Source organism: Bradyrhizobium sp. CCBAU 25338, from assembly GCF_028128965.1.
In the GTDB taxonomy this organism is placed as follows: Bacteria; Pseudomonadota; Alphaproteobacteria; order Rhizobiales; family Xanthobacteraceae; genus Bradyrhizobium; species Bradyrhizobium liaoningense.
The window spans coordinates 252905-274290 of the sequence record NZ_LFKY01000039.1; the positions used below are offsets into that span (position 1 = coordinate 252905).

21 protein-coding genes are annotated in these 21386 nt (G+C 63.7%); 12 read left to right on the forward strand and 9 right to left on the reverse strand.

Translation table 11 applies throughout. The features are described from left to right. The 4 genes from ftsH to ACM42_RS23195 all read right to left on the reverse strand — a co-directional run bounded on the left by ftsH (position 1) and on the right by ACM42_RS23195 (position 5175). The gene (gene ftsH, locus ACM42_RS23180; protein WP_370115017.1) at positions 1–1845 is read right to left on the reverse strand and encodes an ATP-dependent zinc metalloprotease FtsH; all 1845 of its coding nucleotides are present in this window, start codon (positions 1843–1845) and stop codon (positions 1–3) included. A 153-nt stretch (positions 1846–1998) separates the two neighbouring features. After that, positions 1999–2685 carry an ABC transporter ATP-binding protein gene (locus ACM42_RS23185; protein WP_271530106.1) on the reverse strand — a complete coding sequence of 229 codons (687 nt, stop codon included), beginning with the start codon at positions 2683–2685 and terminating at the stop codon, positions 1999–2001. Beyond that, positions 2678–3904, reverse strand: a complete 1227-nt coding sequence (locus tag ACM42_RS23190; protein WP_271530107.1) for an ABC transporter permease — start codon at positions 3902–3904, stop codon at positions 2678–2680. The genes ACM42_RS23185 and ACM42_RS23190 overlap by 8 nt, the downstream gene beginning before the upstream one ends. After that, entirely contained in the window at positions 3901–5175 is a 1275-nt protein-coding gene (locus tag ACM42_RS23195; protein ID WP_271530108.1) for an efflux RND transporter periplasmic adaptor subunit, read from the reverse strand. The genes ACM42_RS23190 and ACM42_RS23195 overlap by 4 nt, the downstream gene beginning before the upstream one ends. Positions 5176–5440: 265 nt before the next feature. On the opposite strand from ACM42_RS23195, the gene groL reads away from it, so the two are divergent. The 7 genes from groL (at position 5441) to ACM42_RS23230 (ending at position 9888) form a co-directional block, all read left to right on the forward strand. After that, positions 5441–7063 (forward strand): chaperonin GroEL, encoded by a 1623-nt coding sequence (gene groL, locus ACM42_RS23200; RefSeq protein ID WP_271530109.1) that lies wholly within the window; start codon positions 5441–5443, stop codon positions 7061–7063. A 79-nt stretch (positions 7064–7142) separates the two neighbouring features. Beyond that, a complete protein-coding gene (locus ACM42_RS23205) occupies positions 7143–7361 on the forward strand; it encodes a ChaB family protein (RefSeq protein ID WP_271530110.1) in 219 nt (72 codons plus the stop codon). Between the two features lie 245 nt (positions 7362–7606). Beyond that, entirely contained in the window at positions 7607–8128 is a 522-nt protein-coding gene (locus ACM42_RS23210; RefSeq protein WP_028177080.1) for an Hsp20/alpha crystallin family protein, read from the forward strand. A gap of 77 nt (positions 8129–8205) precedes the next feature. Continuing rightward, entirely contained in the window at positions 8206–8928 is a 723-nt protein-coding gene (locus ACM42_RS23215) for a CBS domain-containing protein (protein WP_271530111.1), read from the forward strand. A gap of 23 nt (positions 8929–8951) precedes the next feature. Continuing rightward, positions 8952–9131, forward strand: a complete 180-nt coding sequence (locus ACM42_RS23220) for a hypothetical protein (RefSeq protein ID WP_035717310.1) — start codon at positions 8952–8954, stop codon at positions 9129–9131. Between the two features lie 363 nt (positions 9132–9494). Then, entirely contained in the window at positions 9495–9695 is a 201-nt protein-coding gene (locus ACM42_RS23225) for a hypothetical protein (RefSeq protein ID WP_271530112.1), read from the forward strand. A gap of 28 nt (positions 9696–9723) precedes the next feature. Further along, on the forward strand, positions 9724–9888 hold the full coding sequence (locus ACM42_RS23230; RefSeq protein ID WP_271530113.1) for a hypothetical protein: 165 nt from the start codon (positions 9724–9726) through the stop codon (positions 9886–9888). Positions 9889–9936: 48 nt separating this feature from the next. On the opposite strand, the gene ACM42_RS23235 is transcribed toward ACM42_RS23230, so the two are convergent. Further along, positions 9937–10695 (reverse strand): CBS domain-containing protein, encoded by a 759-nt coding sequence (locus tag ACM42_RS23235; protein ID WP_271530114.1) that lies wholly within the window; start codon positions 10693–10695, stop codon positions 9937–9939. A gap of 117 nt (positions 10696–10812) precedes the next feature. On the opposite strand from ACM42_RS23235, the gene ACM42_RS23240 reads away from it, so the two are divergent. From ACM42_RS23240 to ACM42_RS23250, 3 genes are all read left to right on the forward strand, one after another. Further along, entirely contained in the window at positions 10813–11535 is a 723-nt protein-coding gene (locus tag ACM42_RS23240; RefSeq protein WP_271530115.1) for a c-type cytochrome, read from the forward strand. A gap of 123 nt (positions 11536–11658) precedes the next feature. Continuing rightward, positions 11659–13089: a GH1 family beta-glucosidase gene (locus ACM42_RS23245; RefSeq protein WP_442868943.1), complete on the forward strand. Its 1431-nt coding sequence runs from the start codon at positions 11659–11661 to the stop codon at positions 13087–13089. 4 nt (positions 13090–13093) lie between these two features. Then, positions 13094–14035: a 1-phosphofructokinase family hexose kinase gene (locus tag ACM42_RS23250; RefSeq protein ID WP_271530117.1), complete on the forward strand. Its 942-nt coding sequence runs from the start codon at positions 13094–13096 to the stop codon at positions 14033–14035. Here ACM42_RS23250 and ACM42_RS23255 read toward each other — a convergent pair. Further along, complete coding sequence (locus tag ACM42_RS23255; RefSeq protein WP_271530269.1) at positions 14022–15152, reverse strand: SbmA/BacA-like family transporter; 1131 nt, start codon at positions 15150–15152, stop codon at positions 14022–14024. The two genes, ACM42_RS23250 and ACM42_RS23255, sit on opposite strands and share 14 nt — an antisense overlap. A 122-nt stretch (positions 15153–15274) precedes the next feature. Between ACM42_RS23255 and ppsA the strand changes: the two genes are divergently transcribed. Further along, positions 15275–17695, forward strand: coding sequence for a phosphoenolpyruvate synthase (ppsA, locus tag ACM42_RS23260; RefSeq protein WP_271530118.1), 2421 nt, complete (start codon positions 15275–15277; stop codon positions 17693–17695). Positions 17696–17818: 123 nt separating this feature from the next. On the opposite strand, the gene ACM42_RS23265 is transcribed toward ppsA, so the two are convergent. After that, on the reverse strand, positions 17819–18013 hold the full coding sequence (locus ACM42_RS23265) for a hypothetical protein (RefSeq protein ID WP_271530119.1): 195 nt from the start codon (positions 18011–18013) through the stop codon (positions 17819–17821). Between the two features lie 26 nt (positions 18014–18039). Next, a complete protein-coding gene (locus ACM42_RS23270) occupies positions 18040–18861 on the reverse strand; it encodes a universal stress protein (RefSeq protein ID WP_271530120.1) in 822 nt (273 codons plus the stop codon). Between the two features lie 152 nt (positions 18862–19013). Between ACM42_RS23270 and ACM42_RS23275 the strand changes: the two genes are divergently transcribed. Further along, complete coding sequence (locus ACM42_RS23275) at positions 19014–19700, forward strand: CBS domain-containing protein (RefSeq protein WP_271530121.1); 687 nt, start codon at positions 19014–19016, stop codon at positions 19698–19700. Positions 19701–19747: 47 nt separating this feature from the next. On the opposite strand, the gene ACM42_RS23280 is transcribed toward ACM42_RS23275, so the two are convergent. Beyond that, the gene (locus ACM42_RS23280; protein ID WP_271530270.1) at positions 19748–21313 is read right to left on the reverse strand and encodes a glycoside hydrolase family 17 protein; all 1566 of its coding nucleotides are present in this window, start codon (positions 21311–21313) and stop codon (positions 19748–19750) included. Positions 21314–21386 lie beyond the last annotated feature (73 nt).

The window sequence follows — 21386 nt, forward strand, 5'->3', positions numbered from 1 at the left end:
TCACGCGGCGACCGGCTTGCTCTCCTCGCTGCGCTGGCCCCGCAGCGGCGCGAACTGCTCGGACGTCACCGTTTCGTTCGCGATCAACAGCTCCACACCGGCGTCCAGGTCACCACGCCGGCGCTGGAGGATATCCCGGGCGCGGCGGTCTCCCTCCTCGATCAGGTTGCGGACGGCCAGATCGATCTCGCGGCCCGTTGCCTCGGCAGCCCCGACGATCTTGTCCTGGGCCGCCCCGAGAAACGCTTGCGGCTTCGGCGCATAGGTGCGTTGCCCCACCGTCTCGTCCATGCCGTACTTGGTCACCATTTCGATCGCGACTTCGGTCGCACGCTGAAGATCGTCGGCGGCGCCCGTGGAGATCGCACCGTCGAAAATCAGGCGCTCCGATGCGCGTCCCCCCATCAGCACCGCGATGCGGTTCTTGAGCTCCTCGATCGTCAGCAGGAACCTGTCCTCGGTCGGACGCTGGATGGTGTATCCCAATGCGCCGATCCCGCGCGGAATGATCGAGACCTTCTGCACCGGGTCGACGCCGGGCAGGCTGGCCGCGACGAGGGCATGGCCCATCTCGTGATAGGCAACCCTGCGCCGTTCGTCCTTGCTGAGCACCCTGCTCTTCTTCTCGATGCCGGCCACGATCCGCTCGATCGCCGTGACGAAATCGTCGAACGTGACCTCCTCACCGCTTCGTCTGGTCGCGGCGATCGCGGCTTCGTTGATGAGATTTGCGAGATCGGCGCCGGTAAATCCGGTCGTGAGTCCCGCCACCTTGTCGAGGTCGACGTCGTTGCCCATGCGGATCTTGCGGACATGGACCTTGAGAATGGCGACGCGCCCGTTCTTGTCCGGCCGGTCAACCAGAACCTGGCGGTCGAACCGGCCTGCCCTTAGCAGCGCGGGATCCAGGATCTCGGGGCGATTGGTGGCTGCGAGCAGGATGACGCCGGCGCTCGGGTCGAAGCCGTCAAGCTCGGACAGCAGCTGGTTGAGGGTTTGCTCCTTCTCGTCGTAACCACCGAACGAGAGTGGCCCGCGGCTGCGTCCCAATGCGTCGAGCTCGTCGACGAAGATGATGCACGGTGCCGCCTTTCGGGCCTGCTCGAACAGATCCCGGACGCGCGCTGCGCCGACGCCGACGAACATCTCCACGAATTCCGAGCCCGAGATCGAGAAGAACGGAACACCGGCCTCTCCCGCCACGGCGCGGGCCAGCAGCGTCTTTCCCGTTCCCGGTGGTCCGACCAGCAATATTCCCTTCGGCACGTGCGCTCCCAAGCGGCCATAGCTCTTGGGGTCCTTGAGGAATGAAACGACTTCCTGGAGCTCGAACTTCGCCTCGTCCACTCCGGCGACGTCCGCGAAGGTGACCTTGATGTCCTTTTCGACATAGACCTTTGCGCGGGACTTGCCGATCGCCATCAGCCCGCCCAGGCCCTGGCCGCCTCCCATGCGGCGGCCGATCCAGAACCAGATCACGAAGAAGGCAATGACGGGGAAGATCCAGGACAGCAAGTTCTGCAGCAGACCGCCACTGGGAACGCCGGTCACACTCGTGCCTTTTGCCGCGAGCTTTTCGGCCAAAGCCATATCGACCCGCGCCGTGATGAATGCGGACTTTCCACTCGGAAGCGGTTCTTTCAATTTCCCCTGAATCATATCCGAGCCGACGGACACCTCGGCGATCTTGTCCTGCGCCAGCAGCTGCTCGAATTGGCTGTAGGGAATGGTTTCGATTGAACTGTACGTCGCGAGCCCGAACTGCAGCATGACGAGCAGCAGGCCGCCTGCCAAAACAGCGGCCATGACCATGGTCTGATTCCGTGAACCTTGATCGGACTCCACTCTGCTTCTCCCATCACCGTCGGCTGCACTGTAAATGGTAATGGAGAACGGCGACCTCTGCTTGATTCAGGTCAACACCGCGGTCCCACACGACCGGGCCGATGAACTCGACAGGACTGACAGCACATGACGCTTGCGCTGGATTCCCAGCGTTCAATGCTGCGCAATCCGGCCGTCGATCACCTCGATGATGCGGTCGCAGCGGCGCGCGAGGTCCAGATTGTGGGTGACGAGCAGGAAGCTGGTGCCGCTCTCCCGATTGACCCGTCGCATCAGTTCGAAGACGGCATCGGCCGACTTCGAATCGAGATTGCCGGTCGGCTCGTCCGCCAGCACGAGATCCGGATTCATCGCGAGGGCCCTGGCCACGGCCACCCGCTGCTGCTGGCCGCCCGACATGTTGTTGGCGAGATTGTTTCCGAATCTCTCGAGACCGACCTCGGCAAGGAGGCGATCGGCCCGGGCCGCGATCTCGGCACTCGGAAATCCGCGGTCCGCGAGCATCGGCATCATGATGTTTTCGCGCGCGGTGAAGGCAGAGATCAGCAAATGATGCTGAAACACGAAGCCGATGGTGTGGCCTCTGAGATGCGTGAGCTCGTTGTCGCCCAGCAGCCCGGTGTCGCGCCCCTTGATGAGGAGCCGCCCGGACGTCGGCCGATCGAGCAGACCGACGATGTTGAGCAGCGTGCTCTTGCCGGAGCCGGACGGACCCATCAAGGCCAGGAACTCGCCATGAGCGAGCTCGAGATCGATGTCGTGCAATACCTCGACCTCCGTTGGCAGGCCCACATTGTAGGCCTTGCAGACGCGCTCGAGCCTCAGGATCTCGTCAGCCACGGATCGCTACCACCGGATCGAGTTTCGCGGCGCGCACCGCCGGCGCCGTCGCAGCCAACAGGCCGGTGACCGTGGCGAGCACCGCCGTATAGATGAAGAGGTTTCGCTCCAGGATCAACGGAAAGAACTCGCTTCCATCCGCCTGGCGGGCAACAGCGTGCCAATAGATCAGCGCAAGGGCGCCCATCGTCGCGCCGAACAGCGAGCCAATAAAGCCGAGCAGACCACCCTGGAGCAGGAACACCCGCAGGATCTGGCCGCGCGAGGTGCCCATCGCCCTGAGGATGCCGATCTCCTTGGAGCGCTGGATCACCGAGACGATGAGCACCGCGGCAATGCCAAAGGCCACAGACAGGCCCACGAACACACGGATCAAGGTGTTCGTGTAGATCTGCGCCTGGACGGCGGTGTAGAACTGCGCGTTGGTGGCTATCCAGCTATCGGCCTCGACGGCCGTCGCGGCCTGGATCCGCTTGGCGATGGTTTCTGCCGCATAGATGTCCTTGATCGTCATGTCGATGGTGGTGACGCCGCCGATCATGCCGAGCAGAGACTGTCCGGTCCGCAGTGCGATGAAGGCCACCCGCTGATTGGCGGCCTTGTTGCCGAAATCGACCAGGCCGGAGATCGTCAGCACCCGGTTGGCAGAGCTTGCCGCCTGGAGGTTCAGCTTGTCACCCACGGTGGCGCCGAGATTCTTGGCGAGCTCGATGCCGATGATGATGTCCTCGCTGGTCAGCCGCGCGGTACCGGCGACGATGTAGTCCGGCACCTTGACGATGTTGAAATAGGTGTCCGGCTCGATTCCGGTCAGCGTCACCGCCCGGCTGGCGTCGCCGCGGATGGCCAGCGCGGATCCGGTGATGGTGGGTGAGACCGCGGTGACTTCGGGCATCGCCAGCATCTGGGCTCGGATCTTCGGCCACTGGTCGATCGAGATCACTCGCTGGCTCGGCCGCTGCACCACCGCGTCCTCGATCTCGCCGGCGGCATTGCGCAAAGGGCGCGCGACCTGGTCCGGCGTGAGGAGCTGGATCTGTGGCTGCGACGTCAGCACGCGCTTGATGAAATTCGCCTCCATGCCCGCGAGCATCGCCGACATGAAGACAATGACGCCAACGCCGATCGAAATGCCGCCGATGATGAAGGCGGTCTGCAATCTCCCCTCACGCAGGAAGCGCACGGCAGCGATCCACTCGAATGGAAGCCAGCGATTCATGGCCGGACGGGCCGCACGCGCTGCCCGGTCACCACGCCGGAGCTTTGCGGAATCGCGACATCACCGGCTTCGAGCCCCTCGACGATCTCGATGTTGCTGTTGCCGCGCAGGCCGAGCTTCACCGGACGCTTGACCGCACGACCGCCCTCCACGGTCAGGACCCAGGGCTGTCCGGAGAGGACGTCATGGACCGAGCGGACGGGAAGCACCTTCGCATTGTCTTTCGCGGCAACCTCGATGTCGACCGAGACGGTCATGTCCTGGCGCAGATCGTCGGATGGCTCCACCACCGTCAGCTTCACCTGGACGGTCGCGCGGGAAATGTCGATGCCCGGATTGATGTAGGAGACCTTGGCGGCGAAACGCCGGTCCGGGTAGGCATCCGCGGAGGCCAGCGCGCTCTGTCCGAGCGCGAGCTTGCCGAGATTGCGCTCGTCGATCTGCAAGACCAGCTGCAAGTCACCTGACGGCGCCAGCACCAGGAGCGCCTTCCCCGCCTGCACCACGGTGCCTCGCTCGACGTTCCGGGTGATGAGAACGCCGTCGCGAGGAGCCACGATCGTCGCATAGCCCAGGCGGGATTCCGCCGTGTCCAGATTGGCTCGTGCCTGGTTGAGCTGCGTCTGCGCCATGACATAGTCGCTGCCGCCCGGGCTTGCGGTATAGACCTGGAACTCCGCCGCACGCTTCACGGCGCGCGCGACGTCGAGCGTCTTCTGCGCGTCATCCAAGGCTGCCTTGGTCGCGTAGCCATTGTGTTCGAGCTGCGCCGTGCGGTTATAGGTCTGCTGGGCGTTCAGAAGCGTCGCTTGCGCTTGTGTCAGGGCCTCCTTCGCGGAGGGCAGCGTCAGCTCTTCGAGCTGCCTGATCCGGGCTTCGGCCTGGGCTACCGCCCCCTGCGCCTGGATCACGCTCGCTTTGAGTTCCCGTGCCTCCAGCGAGATCAGCGGCTGCCCCTTGGTGACCTTCTGGCCTTCATGCACCAGCACGTCCGCGACCGTGCCGGTGATCTGGCTGCCGATCTCGACGCGGTACGGTGTCTCGACATGCCCGCTCGCCACCACGGTCTCGATCAATCGCCCGCGCGCGACCTGGTCGACCACGACGGCAGGTCCGAACAGGATGCGGACGCCCTGCCAGGCACCAAGGGCGAGCAGAACAAGGATCGCGAGCACAAACCATTTGTGGGCGAGGACTCCCGACCACGCCGACGCGGCGGAGAGCCGGGTCGTGTGCTCCTGCTTCGAAACGGATAGTGTTTGCTCGTCCATGACTCTGCGCTGCTGCGAATTCCGCCGAACTGAATACCGCACCGCCCCTGTTCCAGATTGCGCCAAGTCAACGCGCTGCCGGCAAAATGCGCGCTGTCTCAAAACATTGTCGCGTTTGCATCGATCGACGGCCTGTCGAGAGCTCCCGGGAGCTTCGACGCCGGCGTGCGCACGTTGACGAAGATCAATTCGGTCGCAGCTCACTCGTCCAAACTGGTCCGCCAAAATCGCATTGGCAGCGGCAGCAAAGCAGAGGACATGAAAAATGGCGCACAAGCAGGTCCTGTTTCACTCCGCGGCTCGTGAAAAAGTCTTGCGCGGCGCGTCCCTTCTCGCCGATGCCGTGCGCGTCACGCTCGGGCCGAAGTCGAAATCCGTCCTGATCCAGAAGTCGTGGGGCGCACCCATCGTGTGCAACGATGGGGTCACCATTGCCAAGGAATTCGATCTCAAGGACGCGGAAGAGAACCTGGGCGCCCAGGTGCTGCGGCAGGCCGCCGAGAAAACCGGCGATGTCGTCGGCGACGGCACCAGCACGTCGACCATCCTGGCCCATGCCATCCTTGCGGACGGCGTCCGGAACGTCGTCGCCGGCGCGAGCGCGATCGACCTCAAACGCGGCCTCGATCGCGGGACACAGGCTGCCATCGCCGCCCTGCACGCCATGGCGAAGCCGGTGAAGACCAGGGCGGAAAAGGTCCAGGTCGCCACGATCTCGGCGCACAACGACATCTCCATCGGCGAGCTGGTGGCGGATGCGATCGAGAAGGTCGGCGGTGACGGCGTGATCTCGGTGGAGGAGTCCAAGACCACCGAGACGCTGCTGGAGGTCGTGGAAGGCATGAAGTTCGATCGCGGCTTCCTGTCGCCCTACTTCGTCACGGATGCCGACCGCATGGAAGCCGTGCTGCAGGATCCCTACGTGCTGCTTTGTGATCACAAGATCGGGGCCCTGCGCGATCTGGTTCCCCTGCTCGAGCAGGTCGCCAAGAGCGGCCGATCGCTTCTGATCATCGCCGAGGACATCGAGGGCGAAGCGCTGGCGACCCTGATCGTCAATCAGCTTCGCGGCGTGCTCAAGGCCTGCGCGGTCAAGGCGCCCGGCTTCGGCGACCGGCGCAAGGCCATGCTGGAGGATATTGCCATCCTCACCGGCGCGCAGGTGATCTCGGAGGAGATCGGGCTCAAACTCGAAAGTGCCACCCTCCAGCAGCTCGGTCGCGCCGCACGGGTGGTCGCCGACAAGGAGAACACCACCCTGATCGGGAGTGGCGGCGATCGCGCCCGTATCGACGCACGGCTCGCTCAGATCCGCGTCGAGATCGAGAAGACGACCAGCGACTACGACCGCGAGAAGCTCGAAGAGCGCCTCGCCAAGCTGTCGGGCGGCGTCGCCGTCATCCGGGTGGGAGCACCGACCGAGGCCGAGATGAAGGCCAAGAAGGAAGCGCTCGACGATGCGATCAGCTCGACCAAAGCTGCGGTGGCCGAGGGCATCGTGCCGGGCGGCGGGCTTGCCCTGCTCCGCACGATCGCGGCGGTGGCCAAGGAGGAGAGCACCTGCGAGGGCGACGAAAGAACGGGCGTGCAGATCCTGAAGCGCGCGCTCGAAGCTCCCGCGCGCCAGATCGCCGAAAATTCCGCAACCGATGGCGGCGTCGTCGTTGCCCGGATGCTGGCCAGCGAGGGCAATTCCGGCTTCGATGCCGCCCGGAAGGTCTATGTCGACCTCGTGGAAGCCGGCATCGTCGATCCGGTGAAGGTCGTACGGACCGCACTCGAAAATGCGGTGTCCGTCGCAAGCGTGCTTCTTCTCACGGAGGCGACGATGACGGAGATCCCGGAGCCGAAGCGCGAGCGGCTGCCCGAGTCCGACATGGCGATGTAGCAGCCGCAGGCCCTGCAGCGAACGCAGCGGCATCAGCCGTCGGCGCAAGGGGGGCGAAGATTCCGCACAGGATGCAACGATGCCCTATCGCTCGAACAAGGACCTTCCCCCTGGCGTACGGCACCACCTGCCACCTCATGCCCTGGACATCTACCGGGAGGCGTTCAACCACGCCTTCGCCTCGCATGCCGGGGACCTCCGGCAGGAAGAGATCGCTCACCGCACGGCCTGGGCTGCCGTGAAGCGCTCTTACGTGAAACTTGGCGACCAATGGTTGCCAAGGAGACCGGCTTCATAAACCCCACATGTTCTCGACTGCCCCTGCAGCCGAGAAATGTCTCTGGACCTGCCCCATTTTGCTCGACACAGGAATGCGGTACGACGAGTTCCACACCCGCATGGGACATGATCGTCCTATGCCCTGCCGACGCATCCAATTTCGCGCGCGCAGCTCCTGAGTTTGAGCGAAATCAACCAGCGCACGATGGCCGAGACTATCCTTCGTAGCGACCGGAATGGTCAAGCTCGAAGGAGAACATGATCATGGCGACCGAAACCAAACTTCCTGTCACCAAGACGTCCACCGCGCCTGCAGCCGCCGGCGAGGCATGGCAGCCGTTCCAGGCGCTGAGAAACGAAATCGACCAGATCTTCGACGATTTCGGTAGCGGCTTCTGGAAACGGCCGTTCCGCTCGCTCGCACGGCTGGAGCGCGACCTGTCCAAGAACTTCAATGCGCCGGCCGTCGACGTCGCCGAAAGCGACAAGGCCTACGAGATCACGGCTGAGCTGCCCGGCCTCGACGAGAAGAACATCGACGTCAAGCTCGTCAACGGGGGTCTCACCATCAGAGGCGAGAAGAAGGAAGAGACCGAAGAGAAGAAGAAGGACTACTACGTTTCCGAGCGCCGTTACGGCTCGTTCGAGCGCTACTTCGCGCTCCCGGACGATGTCAATGCCGACAAGATCGAGGCGACGTTCAAGAACGGCGTGCTCAAGGTCGTCCTTCCCAAGACCGAAGAAGCTCAGAAGCCGGCCAAGACCATCAGCGTAAAGGCCGCCTGACGGCCCCCGACGCGAGGCTGCGACAGCCGCAGCCTCGCCTCACCCAGGAAACTCGCCAGCGAACTCGAGGACACACCATGCGCGCGCATCATATCATGACGAAGGACCTCGTTGCCGTAACGCCGCACACGACGATCGAGGAGGCGGCCAAGATCATGCTCCGAATGCACATCAGCGGACTGCCCGTCATCGACGATGCCGGCAATCTCGTCGGCGTGGTCTCGGAAAGCGACTTCCTCCGCCGCAGCGAGATCGGCACCGGCCGCAGGCACGCCGCCTGGCTGAAGTTCTTCATGGGACCAGGACGCGCGGCTGCCGAGTTCGTTCACGAGCGCGGCCGCAAGGTCGAGGACGTCATGACGAAGCAGGTCGTCTCGGTGCAGGAAGACACAGATCTGGCCGAACTGGTCGACCTGATGGAGAAGAACGACATCAAGCGCGTCCCCGTGATGCGGGGCAAGACGCCCGTCGGGATCGTCACGAGGACGAACCTGCTGCAAGCCGTGGCGAGCCTCCTGCACGAAATTCCCGACCCGACCGCCGATGACGAGCACATTCGCGAGCGCATCACGCGCGCGGTCAACGGCACCGACTGGCGTCCGATCGGCTTTGAGGTGAATGTCCGCAAGGGCGTCGTGCATCTGCACGGCCTCGTCACCACCGACGAGGCCCGTCAGGCCGCGATCGTCGCCGCCGAGAGCACCGCCGGCGTCAAGAAAGTTCACGACCATCTCTGCTTCGTCGACACTTACACCGGCTTGTATGTGGAATCGCCCGAAGACATGAAGGCCGCTGGCTGAACTCCCTACGGATCGAGGCCGCCATGCTCGGATGGTTCGTTCGGATTCTCTTCGCCATAGCAGCGCCGATCACGGCGCTGTTCGTGGCGCGTGACGCGCTGAACTTCGGCTTGATCCAGACCATCGTGACCATGTTGCTCGTGACTGCCCTGGTCGGGCTGATTGCCGCCTGTACCGGGCGGGACCGACAGGCACCGCGCTAAAGCATGATCCGGAAAAGTGCGCAGCGGTTTTCCGAAAAGATCATGCTTAAACAACAATCCAAAGCGCGATGACGATTCAGCCTAAACGCATCGCGCTTTAGCTGCCGACGCGACACGGTGGCCGGCCCCTGAAGTCGCCGCCCTACCGGCTCGCCCGCTCCTGCCGAACCGATGCGCGAGGCCCCCGATGGCGTTTGCCGGCACAGCAAAGGTAAGGCGGTGAGCCGGTATTCCAGGAGTGCAAGTGTTGCGCGCTCTTCCGTACGGCTACGGACATCACCTTAGGTGAAGCCCCCAAATTTCGGCCGGACGATTTATCCGATAGTAAGGGTTCGTCAGGACGCACCGGCAAGGGGCCTGCAAATGAACCACTCGATTTACACTGCAGACAGGGCAACGCATCTGAAAGTGGTCGTCGCCGGATTGCTTGCCGGCATCGCCGTCGCAGCGACCACGCTGACCGTACACTTGGCCCAACCTGAATTGAGCTTGCAGAAGGCGAAGACGCTGGCCGTCTACCAGGCACGTCCAATGCATGCACTGACCGAAATGGCCCAACGCTAGTTGAGATCGGCTGTTGGAGGATATTCAGATGACGAACGAAGCAATCAAGGCGCTAATGCTATTCGCGATGTATGGCATCCTCGAGCTCGCGCTCTATTTTTCGTCGACCGCCAGACCTGCCAAGCAATCGGTTCGTTCGAAACCCGGCCAGACTGCGAATCCCGATTTCACCCGTCCCGTGGCGGAGGACTAGGTCGATCCGCGCGGTCGCCCGTCGGGAGACCGCGGCCTGGGACGATGGTCACAATGGTTCGTCATCGAGGGTGGATGGTTCTGCCTGCAGCGAGACGAAGTCACCGCCGCCGTAATCGTCCTCCGGATCGGGACTGACCGATTGAAGGCACAGGCGGTCATCGACGCCGCGCACGCCTGAGGCGTTCTCGCAAGCCACGATAGCCGCGCGCCGGGCGTTGTCGCCCTTGACGACGCCGCGCAGCGTCACCACCCCGTCCCTGACGCTCACGTTCAAGCCGAAGGGCTGCCAGGGCATCCCGGCCATCGCCGCAAGGACCGAACGGCGGATCTGACTGTCGTCTTCCGAATAGCCGGGTGCGCCAGTCAGCGGACCGGCAACTGCGGACAGGAAGTCGGACCGGGTGATGATGCCGACAATGCGATCATCGCGCATGACCGGAACGTGATTCAGGTTTCGACGCTCCATCAGGTCGGCAATCTCCTCGAGGGGCGTCTCCTCCCTGGTCGTCGCCGGATCACGCGTCATCACCTGCTCGACCTTGCGCCCGTGCTCCTTGACGAATTCGCGCGCCATCCGGTCTGTTCCGAGCAGGACGGTCAGCAGCCGGTTGCGCGTGTGCTCCGTTTCGAGCTCGGCCCGCCTGAGGAAGTCGCTTTCGCAAATGATGCCAACGAGCTTTCCCGCCGCATCCGTGACCGGCAGTCCACTGATGTGGTGACCAAGCATGACCCTGATGGCATCGGCGATCGAAGCTTCGGGCCGGATAGTCATCACCCGCCGGGACATGATCTGGTGCGCGCGCATGTCTTCAACTCCAGAGAGAACTCACAGGTAGTCGCCGCCCCTGACGGGGTCTTGATCGAAATCAACCGCCCGGCCGCGATCGAGTGCCATGCTGCGGTCAAATCTGGACATTGGGGCATGCGCCTGCAAGCATTGTTCATGGCCGCGATCCTTGCGACGGTCGCGGCGCCGAGCGCCGGAGCGCCGGCCGCAACGACGTCGGTCGACGTCTCTGCCGCGCTCTCCGATCTCATGACCCGGCTTCAGCTCCAGCATGCCAAGCTCTGGTTTGCGGGGAAGCTCAGCAACTGGGGTCTGGCGAGCTACGAAATCCAACGGATCGAGGCCAATCTCGAAGCGACGGGCAAGCTCTTGCCCGATCCATCGCGGATCGCTCCTGCAAAGGATCAGCTGCAAGCCGCACGCGAGGCGATCCAACAGAAAAACGTGCCTGCCTTCACCAAGGCTTATTCGGCCCTCACGAACGAATGCAACAGCTGTCATCGGGCCAGCGGCTACGCCTCGATCACAATCCAGGTACCGGTGCGCCCGCCTGTCACCAACCAATTGTTCGTCGATCAGGTCACCGAAGGCCGGGCGCTGGCCCACGCCTCCTGCGGAACCTGCCATATCGTCGAGGATGCCGCCAGGGAATCGCCCGCGTCGCGCCCCCCGGCGCCGAGCCTCATGGAGATCGTCAATCGCCCCTCGTTCTCCACCGATGACATCAGGCAGTTCCTGGCATCAGGCCACCGCAGGCTCGGACCTGACCAGGCCATGCCGAACCCGCGGCTCGCGGAGTACCAGATCGAGGAGATCGTGGCGTACCTCGAAACCTTGAGAGCCGGCCCGCCGCGCTAGCCCCCGCTCCACTCGCCCGTCGCTTGCCCGGCGGTTGATCTCGGTCAAGCGGTGATCGGCAAAGAGCAGCATTGTGGACCTAACACAATCTGAACTGCGCCATCGCAAGGCAGGCACATGACAATGACAGACGGAGCCGCTCCTTCACCTCAGACGCGCGTGCCGGCTGCGGATTCATTTCTGTGGGGCGTCTCGACCTCGAGCTTCCAGATCGAGGGCGCCTCCCACGTGGATGGGCGCGGCGACAGCATATGGGACAGCTATTGCCGGCAGAAAGGCCGCATCAAGAATGGCGATACCGGCGATATCGCCTGCGATCATTATCACCGCTACCGTGAAGACATCGGCACGATGCGCGATATCGGCGTCGGCGCCTACCGATTCTCGATCTCGTGGCCGCGCATCCTGCCTCGCGGTCGCGGGGCTGCGAACGAGGCGGGCCTCGATTTCTACGACAGGCTCGTCGATGCACTTCTGACTGCCGGCATAGAACCCTGGGTCTGTCTCTATCACTGGGATCTGCCGCAGGCGCTGCAGGATCTTGGCGGCTGGCAGAACCGGGACATCGCAGGATGGTTCGCCGACTATGCCGCGCTGGCGGCCCAACGCTTCGGCGACCGGGTCAAGCGGTTCGCCACCTTCAACGAGCCATGCGTATTCACGTTGTTCGGATACGGTCTCGGCTGGAACGCGCCCGGCATTGCCAACAGGGGCGCTTTGCACCGAGCCATTCACCACGTCAACCTGAGTCACGGCCGTGCCATCGACGTGCTCCGGCAATCGGTGACGGATGCATCGCTCGGTGCCATTCACAACCGCCAGCCCTGTTATCCCGCCACCACGCGGGAGGAGGACGTTGCGGCGACGCAGCGCCTTGCGCCGTACTGGAATGACGCATTCCCGTATCCGCAGCACTTTGCCTACTATCCTCCGGAGCTTGCCGAGGCCATCGAGCCTTACGTCAAGCCCGGTGACATGGCGCAGATCGCACGGCCGGTCGACTGGTTCGGGCTCAACCACTATTCGCCGCACTACATCAAGGCCGACAGCAATCCGATCGGCGCTGGCTTCGGTGCACCGCCTGATGGCGTACGCCGCACCACAATCGGCTGGCCCATCATTCCCGACGCGTTCCGCGATACGTTGCTGGACATCCATCGGCGCTTCCGGCTGCCGATCTACGTGCTGGAGAACGGAACCGCCGCGGACGACAAGCCGGACGATAGCGGCCGTGTTCAGGACACCGCACGAATTGCCTATCTCGACGCCTATACGACGGCAATGCAGGAAGCGATCCGGGCCGGAGCCAACGTCAAGGGCTATTTCGTGTGGTCGCTGCTCGACAATTTCGAGTGGGCATCGGGATATTCGCAACGCTTCGGTCTCGTGCATGTGGATTTTGCCACGCAGAAGCGAACCCCGAAGGCGTCGGCGCACTGGTATTCCGATCTCATTCGGTCGTCGCGACGGTCGCAGGTTGCCGCAGGCCGTGCGGGGCTCGACAACGTGACGGCAACGCCCGGCGCGATGGCCGCCTCCACGGTCTCCAGCTGAGCCGATGAGCGCGATCCTCACGATCACGCCCAATCCGGCGGTCGACGTGTCGACATCGGTGGACAGGATCGTTCCTGTCGCCAAGCTGCGCGGCATCGGGCAGCGCCGCGATCCCGGCGGCGGTGGCATCAACGTTGCGCGCGTGGTCAAGCGCCTCGGCGGCAATGCCACCGCGCTCTATCCGGTGGGCGGACTGACGGGAGACCTGCTGCGTCAATTGCTGGACAAGGAGGGCGTCGAAAGCCTGACCTTTCCGATCGCCGGCGAGACCCGGCAAGACTTCTTCGTCCGCGAGATCGGCACGGGCCAGCCCTATCGCTTCATCCTGCCAGGGCCGCCTCTTGCTGAGGACGAATGGCAGAGATGCCTTGCCCTGCTGTCGGCGCTGCAGCCGTTTCCCGGCTTCGTGGTTGCCAGCGGAAGCCTGCCGGCAGGGGTGCCCGACGACTTCTATGCAAGGGTCGCGAGGATCGTCAAACAGCGCGGCGCCAAGATGATCCTTGATACCTCGGGGCAGGCCCTCGTTGCCGCGGTGGCGGAAGGGGTCGAGCTGGTCAAGCCGAACCTGCGGGAGATGCGCGAGCTGGTCGGCCAGGAGCCGTCTGATTCCGCCGAATGGGAAGCTGCTGCCGGAACGCTGGTGCGCAGCGGTAAAGCGGCGATGGTCGCCCTCACGATGGGACATCTCGGCGCCGCGCTGGTGACGAGCGACCGCGTGTGGCGCGCCAAACCTCTCGCGATCGTGCCCGTCGGCGCCGTCGGCGCGGGCGACAGTTTTCTCGGCGCGCTGGTCTACGGGCTGGCATCTGGAGCGAGCCTCGAACACTGCTTTCGACAGGCGGTCGCCGCCGGCGCCGCCGCCCTGCTCAATCCCGGCACAGAACTCTGCCGGCCCGACGACATCAAGCGTCTCGCCGAGCAGGTCATTCTCTCTACGGCAATTTGACCGAGCCGGTCGGAAGCGCCGGGGACTCTGCCTGCTGCGGCGGCATGTCCCGGTTGAGGCGGTCGAGCGACAGCAGGAGACTGCCGACCCGTTCCAGCGACGACATCCAATCGGCAATACGCCCATAATTGTCGACAATCCAGTTGAACGAGGCCTGCACCAGCGTGAAGGCCGCGGCGGCTTGTGTGAGCTCGCCCAGTGTCATGGCCCCGGAGAGAAATTTCGGCGCGCACAGCACCAGCCCGATGATCGGTGCCAGAAGCGAGTTGCCGTGCGACACGATCGTCGTCCGCATCAATTGCCAGCACAGGCGGCGCCACTGGTCCATGGTGGTTCTGAGAGTGCTGCGAAGGTCACGGCAGACTTCCGGCCGTTGTTCTTGCGGCGCGATACCCTCCCCGATATCGCGGAGCTGGTGTGCCGCCGTGATCAACTCCGCCTCCGCCTGGTTCTTGATCTGAACCAGCCGGGTCAGCGGCGCCCCGACCGTCATCATCGCAGTGGTCACGATGCCGGAATAGAGCGCCACACCCAAGACAAGGTAGCCCGGAATCCGGACGGAATGACTTCCCACGGGGATCGCGATGCCGCCACCGACCGTCCAGAGGACCTGAATGAAAATGACCGCGCTGAGCAACGCGGACACCAGTCCGAGCGCCAAGTCGATCGGCGCGTCCGTCGCGATCCTGACATCCTCGGCGATCCGGTATTCGGGAATCTGCTGCTCGCTCTGCACAGCCGCGAGGCGGGCGTAACGGTCATCCTCCACCCAATAGTCGATCACCTTGCCGGTCAGCCATTCCCGCCATTGTCTCTGCACGGTCATGCGGCCCCAGACCGACGTCACGGCGAGCGTGATGCTCCCGATACACAAGGGGACGAGCAGGAACGCCTGCCCTCTCAGCCACGCAGGATCGCGGCTCTCCAGCGCATCGAAGAAGTCGCGGTTCCAGTAGTTGAAGCGAAATTGCACGTAGAGCTGGAGGACGACGACCATCACCAACAGCCCGCATAGCAGCCATACGCGCCAGGCCGATGCTCCCCGCCAGAAGCCGGAGGCGCTCTGCCAAAATCGCGACTTCGCCCGCGAAGAGCCGTTCTGGTCTGGTTCGATCATCATCAATGTTCACAGCTAAAGCCGGCATGTGCTGCGCACTTGATCTTGCGCAAACCGACGGCGCGGAGATGCGCGAAAGTCGTCGCCATTCAGACCCATTCTGCAGCGCGGGAGAATGCGCGATGGACGCATCGAGCTACATTCGCTGGTTCAGGGACATACGTCTTGCCGACGTGCCGCTGGTCGGAGGCAAGACCGCATCCCTGGGCGAATTGTATTCGGCGCTGACGCCGGAGGGCGTCAAGGTCCCGAACGGTTTTGCGCTGACCGCGGCCGCGTATCGGGACGCCCTGACCGAGGCGGGCGCATGGGACAAGCTCGGCCGGCTCCTCGCCGGGCTGGACAAGCGGCGGATCGCCGATCTTGCCCGCCGCGCCGCCGCCGCGCGCGCGATCGTTTACGCGGCGACCGACCGGGAGGATCTGCGCCATCAGGTCAGACAGGCGTATCGGCAGCTGGAGCAGGAATACGGACGCAACGTCGCGGTCGCGGTCCGCAGCTCGGCCACGGCCGAGGACCTTCCGACCGCAAGCTTTGCCGGTCAGCACGACAGCTTTCTCAACATCCGGGGCGCAGACGGGCTGATAGAGGCCTGCCGCCGCTGCTTTGCTTCACTGTTCACGGATCGTGCGATCTCCTATCGGATCGACAATGGTTTCGATCACTTCAAGGTCGCGCTGTCGGTTGCCGTGATGAAGATGGTCCGCTCGGATATCGCGGCAAGCGGCGTCACCTTCACGCTCGATACCGAGACCGGGTTTCGCGACGTCGTATTCGTGACCGGCGTCTACGGACTCGGTGAAAATATCGTGCAGGGCGTCGTCGATCCCGATGAATTCTACGTTCACAAGCCGACCTTCAACGCCGGCTTCCGCGCGGTTCTGTCGCGCCGCCTGGGATCCAAGGCAAAGCGGATGGTCTACGGCCGCGGACACAATGCAACAAGGAACGTTGCAACGCCGGCGAGCGAGCGCCAGCAATTCTGCATCAATGACAACGAGGTCCTGACGCTGGCCGAATGCGCGATGCTCGTCGAGAAGCATTACTCGCAAAAGTCCGGCAAGCCGACCCCGATGGACGTGGAATGGGCCAAGGACGGCAAGGACGGTTCGCTCTACATCATCCAGGCCCGGCCCGAGACGGTCGCCTCCCGGCGGAAGCCAGAGGCGCTCGAGAGCTATGTCCTGAAATCACCCGGGACGGCGCTGGCCGAAGGCCGCGCCGTCGGGGAAAAGATCGCGGCAGGGCGCATCCGGCTGATCAGGAACGACCGGGATCTCCAGAAATTCCGCCCCGGCGAGGTGCTTGTCGCGACGGCTACGCGTCCGGACTGGGAGCCCGTCATGAAGCTCGCCGCCGCGATCGTGACCGATCATGGCGGCCGGACCTGCCATGCCGCCATCATCGCACGCGAGCTCGGCGTGCCCGCGGTGGTCGGAACAGGCGGTTTCAGCAAGAGAGCCAAGACGGGCGCGGCCGTGACGGTGTCCTGCGCGGAAGGTGACATCGGTCACGTCTTCGAGGGGACCCTGCCATACGAGGTCGAACGGACCGCCATCGAAAGCGTGCAGAAGCCGCGCACCGAAATCATGGTGAACCTCGGCAATCCCGAGGTCGCGTTCAAGACCGCATCCCTGCCGAGCGATGGCGTTGGCCTTGCGCGTATGGAATTCATCATCAACCAGCATATCGGAATCCATCCGATGGCGCTCGCCTGCCCCGACAAGGTGACCTCAGTGCGGGACCGGCGGAAGATCAAGCTGCTGACCGCACGCCACAAGCAGCCGTCCGAGTTCTTCGTGGAGCGGCTTTCGGAGGGCGTCGGCACCATCGCGGCCGCGTTCTATCCCCGGCCGGTGATCGTGCGCCTCTCCGATTTCAAGACCAATGAATATGCGAACCTTCTCGGCGGCGCCGATTTCGAACCTCGCGAGGAGAACCCGATGCTCGGCTTTCGGGGCGCCGCACGCTACGCGCACCCCGCCTATGCGCAAGGATTTGCGCTGGAATGCGCTGCGATGAAGCGGGTGCGCGAGGCGATGGGCCTTACCAATCTCAAAATCATGATTCCGTTCTGCCGGCGTGTCGAGGAAGCGCGCAAGGTCATTGCAGCCATGGCAACTCATGGCCTCAAGCGAGGCGAGGGCGGCCTGGAAATATTCATGATGTGCGAGATCCCGAATAACGTCATCCTGATCGACCAGTTCGCGCAGTTGTTCGACGGATTCTCCATCGGCTCCAATGATCTCACCCAGCTGACGCTTGGCGTCGACCGGGACTCCGAGATCGTCGCCTTCGACTTCGACGAGCGCGATCCCGGCATGCTGCAAATGCTGTCGATGGCCGTGCTTGGCGCCAAGCGCAACCGACGCCACGTCGGCATCTGTGGCGAGGCTCCCGCCAACTATCCGGAGATCGCGCAGTATCTGGCTGAGCTCGGGATCGACTCGATCAGCGTGAATCCGTCGAGCGTGTTGCGGACCATCGAGATCGTCCGTGCCGCAGAGCGCGACAGCGGGGAAGGCCGGCGGGCTGCGGGTTAAGCGCGATGAGTTCAGGACGAGACGTCACCGCGCCTTGGGTTACTGTTTGAGCATGATCTCCGCGCAAACCCGTTCCGCGTTTGTCGCGCGGGAAAACCGTCGCGCGCTTCTCGGGATCATGCTTCAGGGGCGCTTGTCCCTGCGACGTACGCCAAGCGCCTGACGCACCTCGTCGTCCTCGAGGGCATCCTTGATCGCGCGGTCGGCCGGCCTGGTCTCCAGGACCGGTGCGTCGACCGGCGCGTCGCGATCAGGTCCGGGCACTTCCGCCTTTCGCTTCGCCACGCTCTTCTTCGCCGCTCGACCATCCTTGTCCATTTGCACACTCTCCTGTGACGTGGACGTCAGTGCGACATCAACAGGCAGACCGGAGCGTGCTCTAGAAGGCTCTGCGTCATGCCGCCGAAAACCCACTCGCCCAACCGGCTGTGCCCATACCCTCCGGTCACGATGAGGTCGGCGCCGACATCGGCGGCCAGCCGAACGAGGTAGCCCGCGTCAGGCTCCGCCGTATGCACGCGCACCTCGTGCTGGCAGCTCACGCCGTGACGCTGAAGATATCTGGTCACGTCCCGCACCCGGTCTCGCGCCGCATCCTGTTCGCTCGACGTGCAGATTTCGGCGACCGTGACCTGCGAAGCGCGGGTCAGAAACGGCAGCGCGTCCCGAACGGCCAAGCGCGACTCCCGGGCATCCTTCCAGCCGATCACGATCCGATCGCCCGTCAATCGGGTGACGCCGTCCGGCACCGAGAGGATCGGACGGCCCAGCCGCAACATGGCTCCCGCCGCATCGAGGTGACGGGAGTAGTTCGGCTTCAGCCGACTGCGCCTCACCACGACGAGGTCCGCCGCCCTGGACTGCTCGACCAGGAACTCGGTCGGAAGACCGATCGTCCAGCGCCATTCCACCTTTTCACTCGGCAGGCGAACGATGCGCCTGAACCACGCCTCCTTGTCCGACAGCGTTGCGCGTATGCGCTTGAGATCCTCCTCGGTGGTCTGTTCGATGATCACGCCTTCGGCGACGAACGGAGGCTCTATTGCGACGGCCGAGACGCCGAGCAAGGCGGCCTCAAAGCCGCTCGCGACCGCCTCGGCGACGGCAATCTGCCCTTCGTCCTGCTGCTCGGAATCGACGTAGACCATGACGCTGGCAAGAGACATGTCATTGCTCCATTACTCGAATGATACCCTTATCTCGCGTTTCCCGATGATCCCGTTGACGCAAATCAAGCGGTCCGGCCGCTCCTTGATCCCGATCAATCCGGTTGGCCCGAAACGCGGCAAGATGCCAGCAACCAACACGGAGGCCTGCCATGCAAGCACACGACGTGATGATCGCCCCGGTGGTGACCGTCGGCGCAAATGCAACCGTCCGCGAAGTCGCCAAGATCCTGCTCGAGCGCCGCATCAGCGCAGTGCCGGTCGTCGATGCCGACAACAAGATCCTCGGGATCGTGACCGAAGGCGACCTGATGCATCGAACCGAATCCGGCACCGAGCGGCACTATGCCTGGTGGCTTCGCCTCCTGACCGGCGACGCGCAGATGGCGACTGACTACGTCAAGTCGCACGCGATCAAGGTCGAGGATATCATGACCCGCGAGGTCGTGACTGCCACCCCCGAAACGCCGCTGAGCGACATCGCCATGCTGCTCGAGGAGCGTCAGATCAAGCGTGTGCCGATCGTCAACAAGCAGGATCAGCTCGTCGGAATCGTCAGCCGGGCCAATCTGCTGCAGGCGATCGCGAGCGCCCGGCCGAAGCTGGAGATTTCACTTTCCGATTCGACCATCAGGAAGAGATTCCTTGAAGAAATCAAGAAGCAGCCTTGGGCGCATACGTTCAACCTGAACGCAACCGTCCAGAACGGCATCATCGACATCTGGGGCTTCGCGCCATCTGCGGCCGAACGCACAGCCATCCGCGTCGCGGCCGAGGCGATCCCGGGCGTCGTGCTGGTGAATGACCACCTGCTCGAAACTCCGGCTTTCGTTTACTGACGCAGATCGGATCGCGTGCTCCGGCTCCGAGGCGACCTTGATGGCGATCAAGAGGCGCGCACCCGCCACAGCGTCGCGGCAAGCAGGAGATAGGCGGCGCAAGTCCACATCGCCTGCCAGTTCGCCGGCCCTTCGTTGAACCCTACATAGACCGCCGCTCCGACAAACACGCCCGCAAACAACGTCTCCGCCACAGGACGGCTTCCCTTCCCGGGCGGATTGAGCAGCGTCACGGCCGCGAGAGGTAACGCCGCCATGGTGAGAGCCGCAAAAGGAAAGTCGATAAAGCGCGGGTCGAACACAAGCCCGAGCGCAGTGGCCGTACCGATTACGGCCGTTCCGATCAGGGCCAACCCGTGCATGGTCACGAGCATCGACTCCGTCCGGTAGCCTTTGGGGCCGAGCAATTCCTGGCAACTGGGCAGTGGGCGCCCCGATATCAGGGCGTTGGCACCGAGCACCGGCGAAACCGTGGCGGCCACCAGCAGAGAGCTCCACAGGAGCCAGCCACCCATTCCGATACTTTCAAAGAACACCTTCTGGGCGGCCACGCCAAACAGGATTCCGGCTGTCGTCGCCGATATTGCGACCCCAAACCATGAAGCCAGGCCAGCGCGCCCGGGCTTACGACGCGAGGTCAACCACGCCGCGCCGAAGACCAGCGTCGCCAGCGCAATTCCACTGCACATCTGCAGCTTCCAGAGCGGATAGTTGCTGACGGGGATGCCGGCAGGATATTTGAGCACGCGTTCCTCGCCTCCGAACAGGCCCCATGATCCGCCGACCGTGCCCTCGATCTCCCGCTTCCAGGATTCGTCATAGGCCTCGAACAGGTTGACGCGAAAATGCTCGCGTCGGGCAAGGTCGAGGACCTCCGAGACCACCCGGGCCTGATTGACAGGGGACGGCAACGCCGATTCCCGCATCCGTCCCTGGCTCGGCCAACCTATTTCTCCGATCAGGATTTCCTTGCCCGGAAAAGCCGCCGCGATCTGTCGGCGTATTGCGTCGGCGTGCGTGGCGGCGGATTCCGCCGGGATTGGCACGTTCTCCCAATATGGCAGGATATGAATCGTGACGAAATCGACGACGTCATAGAGCTCACGATTGCTCAGCCAGAATTCCCAGACGTCGGCATAGGTCACGGGGACACTGACCTGCGCCTTCACCGAGCGGATCGTGTCGGCGAGATCGGATACAGTTATGTCCTTGCGCAGCAGCGTCTCGTTTCCGACCACGAGCGCGATCACGGTCTCGGGATATTCCCTGGCGAGGCGTATCGCCGTCGAAATCTGCGTTCGGTTCTTCTGCTTGTCCTTGTCGAGGAAAATGCCCTGGATGACCTTCAGCCCCGCTCTGGCCGCAAGTTCGGGGATCTGGTCGAGACCAAGATCGTTCGCATAGGTACGGATGCAGTCGGTTATCTCCGCCAGCTGGGCAAGATCCTCCGCGATCTGCTCACGCGATACCTGCGTCGCAGGCGAAAGTGACGTCTGATGGTTGCGGAATGGAGCGTATGAGATGCACTGGACCTTGTCGTTTGGATCGATGGGTGCGCGCACCAGATGGACTGGCGTCCCCAACCACCACCACACGACGGCGATGGCGCCCAGCGATATCAGGAAGAGCGCGAGCGAAACGCGGACAGTATCCCGGGGTCTTCCGGCAGGCGCGACGTGACTGGCT

Coding starts and splice junctions, on each gene's coding strand:
- ACM42_RS23190 (WP_271530107.1), bottom strand. CDS start 3,904: ATGAATCGCTGGCTTCCATTCGAGTGGATCGCTGCCGTGCGCTTCCTG.
- ACM42_RS23195 (WP_271530108.1), bottom strand. CDS start 5,175: ATGGACGAGCAAACACTATCCGTTTCGAAGCAGGAGCACACGACCCGG.
- groL (WP_271530109.1), top strand. CDS start 5,441: ATGGCGCACAAGCAGGTCCTGTTTCACTCCGCGGCTCGTGAAAAAGTC.
- ACM42_RS23205 (WP_271530110.1), top strand. CDS start 7,143: ATGCCCTATCGCTCGAACAAGGACCTTCCCCCTGGCGTACGGCACCAC.
- ACM42_RS23210 (WP_028177080.1), top strand. CDS start 7,607: ATGGCGACCGAAACCAAACTTCCTGTCACCAAGACGTCCACCGCGCCT.
- ACM42_RS23215 (WP_271530111.1), top strand. CDS start 8,206: ATGCGCGCGCATCATATCATGACGAAGGACCTCGTTGCCGTAACGCCG.
- ACM42_RS23220 (WP_035717310.1), top strand. CDS start 8,952: ATGCTCGGATGGTTCGTTCGGATTCTCTTCGCCATAGCAGCGCCGATC.
- ACM42_RS23225 (WP_271530112.1), top strand. CDS start 9,495: ATGAACCACTCGATTTACACTGCAGACAGGGCAACGCATCTGAAAGTG.
- ACM42_RS23230 (WP_271530113.1), top strand. CDS start 9,724: ATGACGAACGAAGCAATCAAGGCGCTAATGCTATTCGCGATGTATGGC.
- ACM42_RS23235 (WP_271530114.1), bottom strand. CDS start 10,695: ATGCGCGCGCACCAGATCATGTCCCGGCGGGTGATGACTATCCGGCCC.
- ACM42_RS23240 (WP_271530115.1), top strand. CDS start 10,813: ATGCGCCTGCAAGCATTGTTCATGGCCGCGATCCTTGCGACGGTCGCG.
- ACM42_RS23245 (WP_442868943.1), top strand. CDS start 11,659: ATGACAGACGGAGCCGCTCCTTCACCTCAGACGCGCGTGCCGGCTGCG.
- ACM42_RS23250 (WP_271530117.1), top strand. CDS start 13,094: ATGAGCGCGATCCTCACGATCACGCCCAATCCGGCGGTCGACGTGTCG.
- ACM42_RS23255 (WP_271530269.1), bottom strand. CDS start 15,152: ATGATCGAACCAGACCAGAACGGCTCTTCGCGGGCGAAGTCGCGATTT.
- ppsA (WP_271530118.1), top strand. CDS start 15,275: ATGGACGCATCGAGCTACATTCGCTGGTTCAGGGACATACGTCTTGCC.
- ACM42_RS23265 (WP_271530119.1), bottom strand. CDS start 18,013: ATGGACAAGGATGGTCGAGCGGCGAAGAAGAGCGTGGCGAAGCGAAAG.
- ACM42_RS23270 (WP_271530120.1), bottom strand. CDS start 18,861: ATGTCTCTTGCCAGCGTCATGGTCTACGTCGATTCCGAGCAGCAGGAC.
- ACM42_RS23275 (WP_271530121.1), top strand. CDS start 19,014: ATGCAAGCACACGACGTGATGATCGCCCCGGTGGTGACCGTCGGCGCA.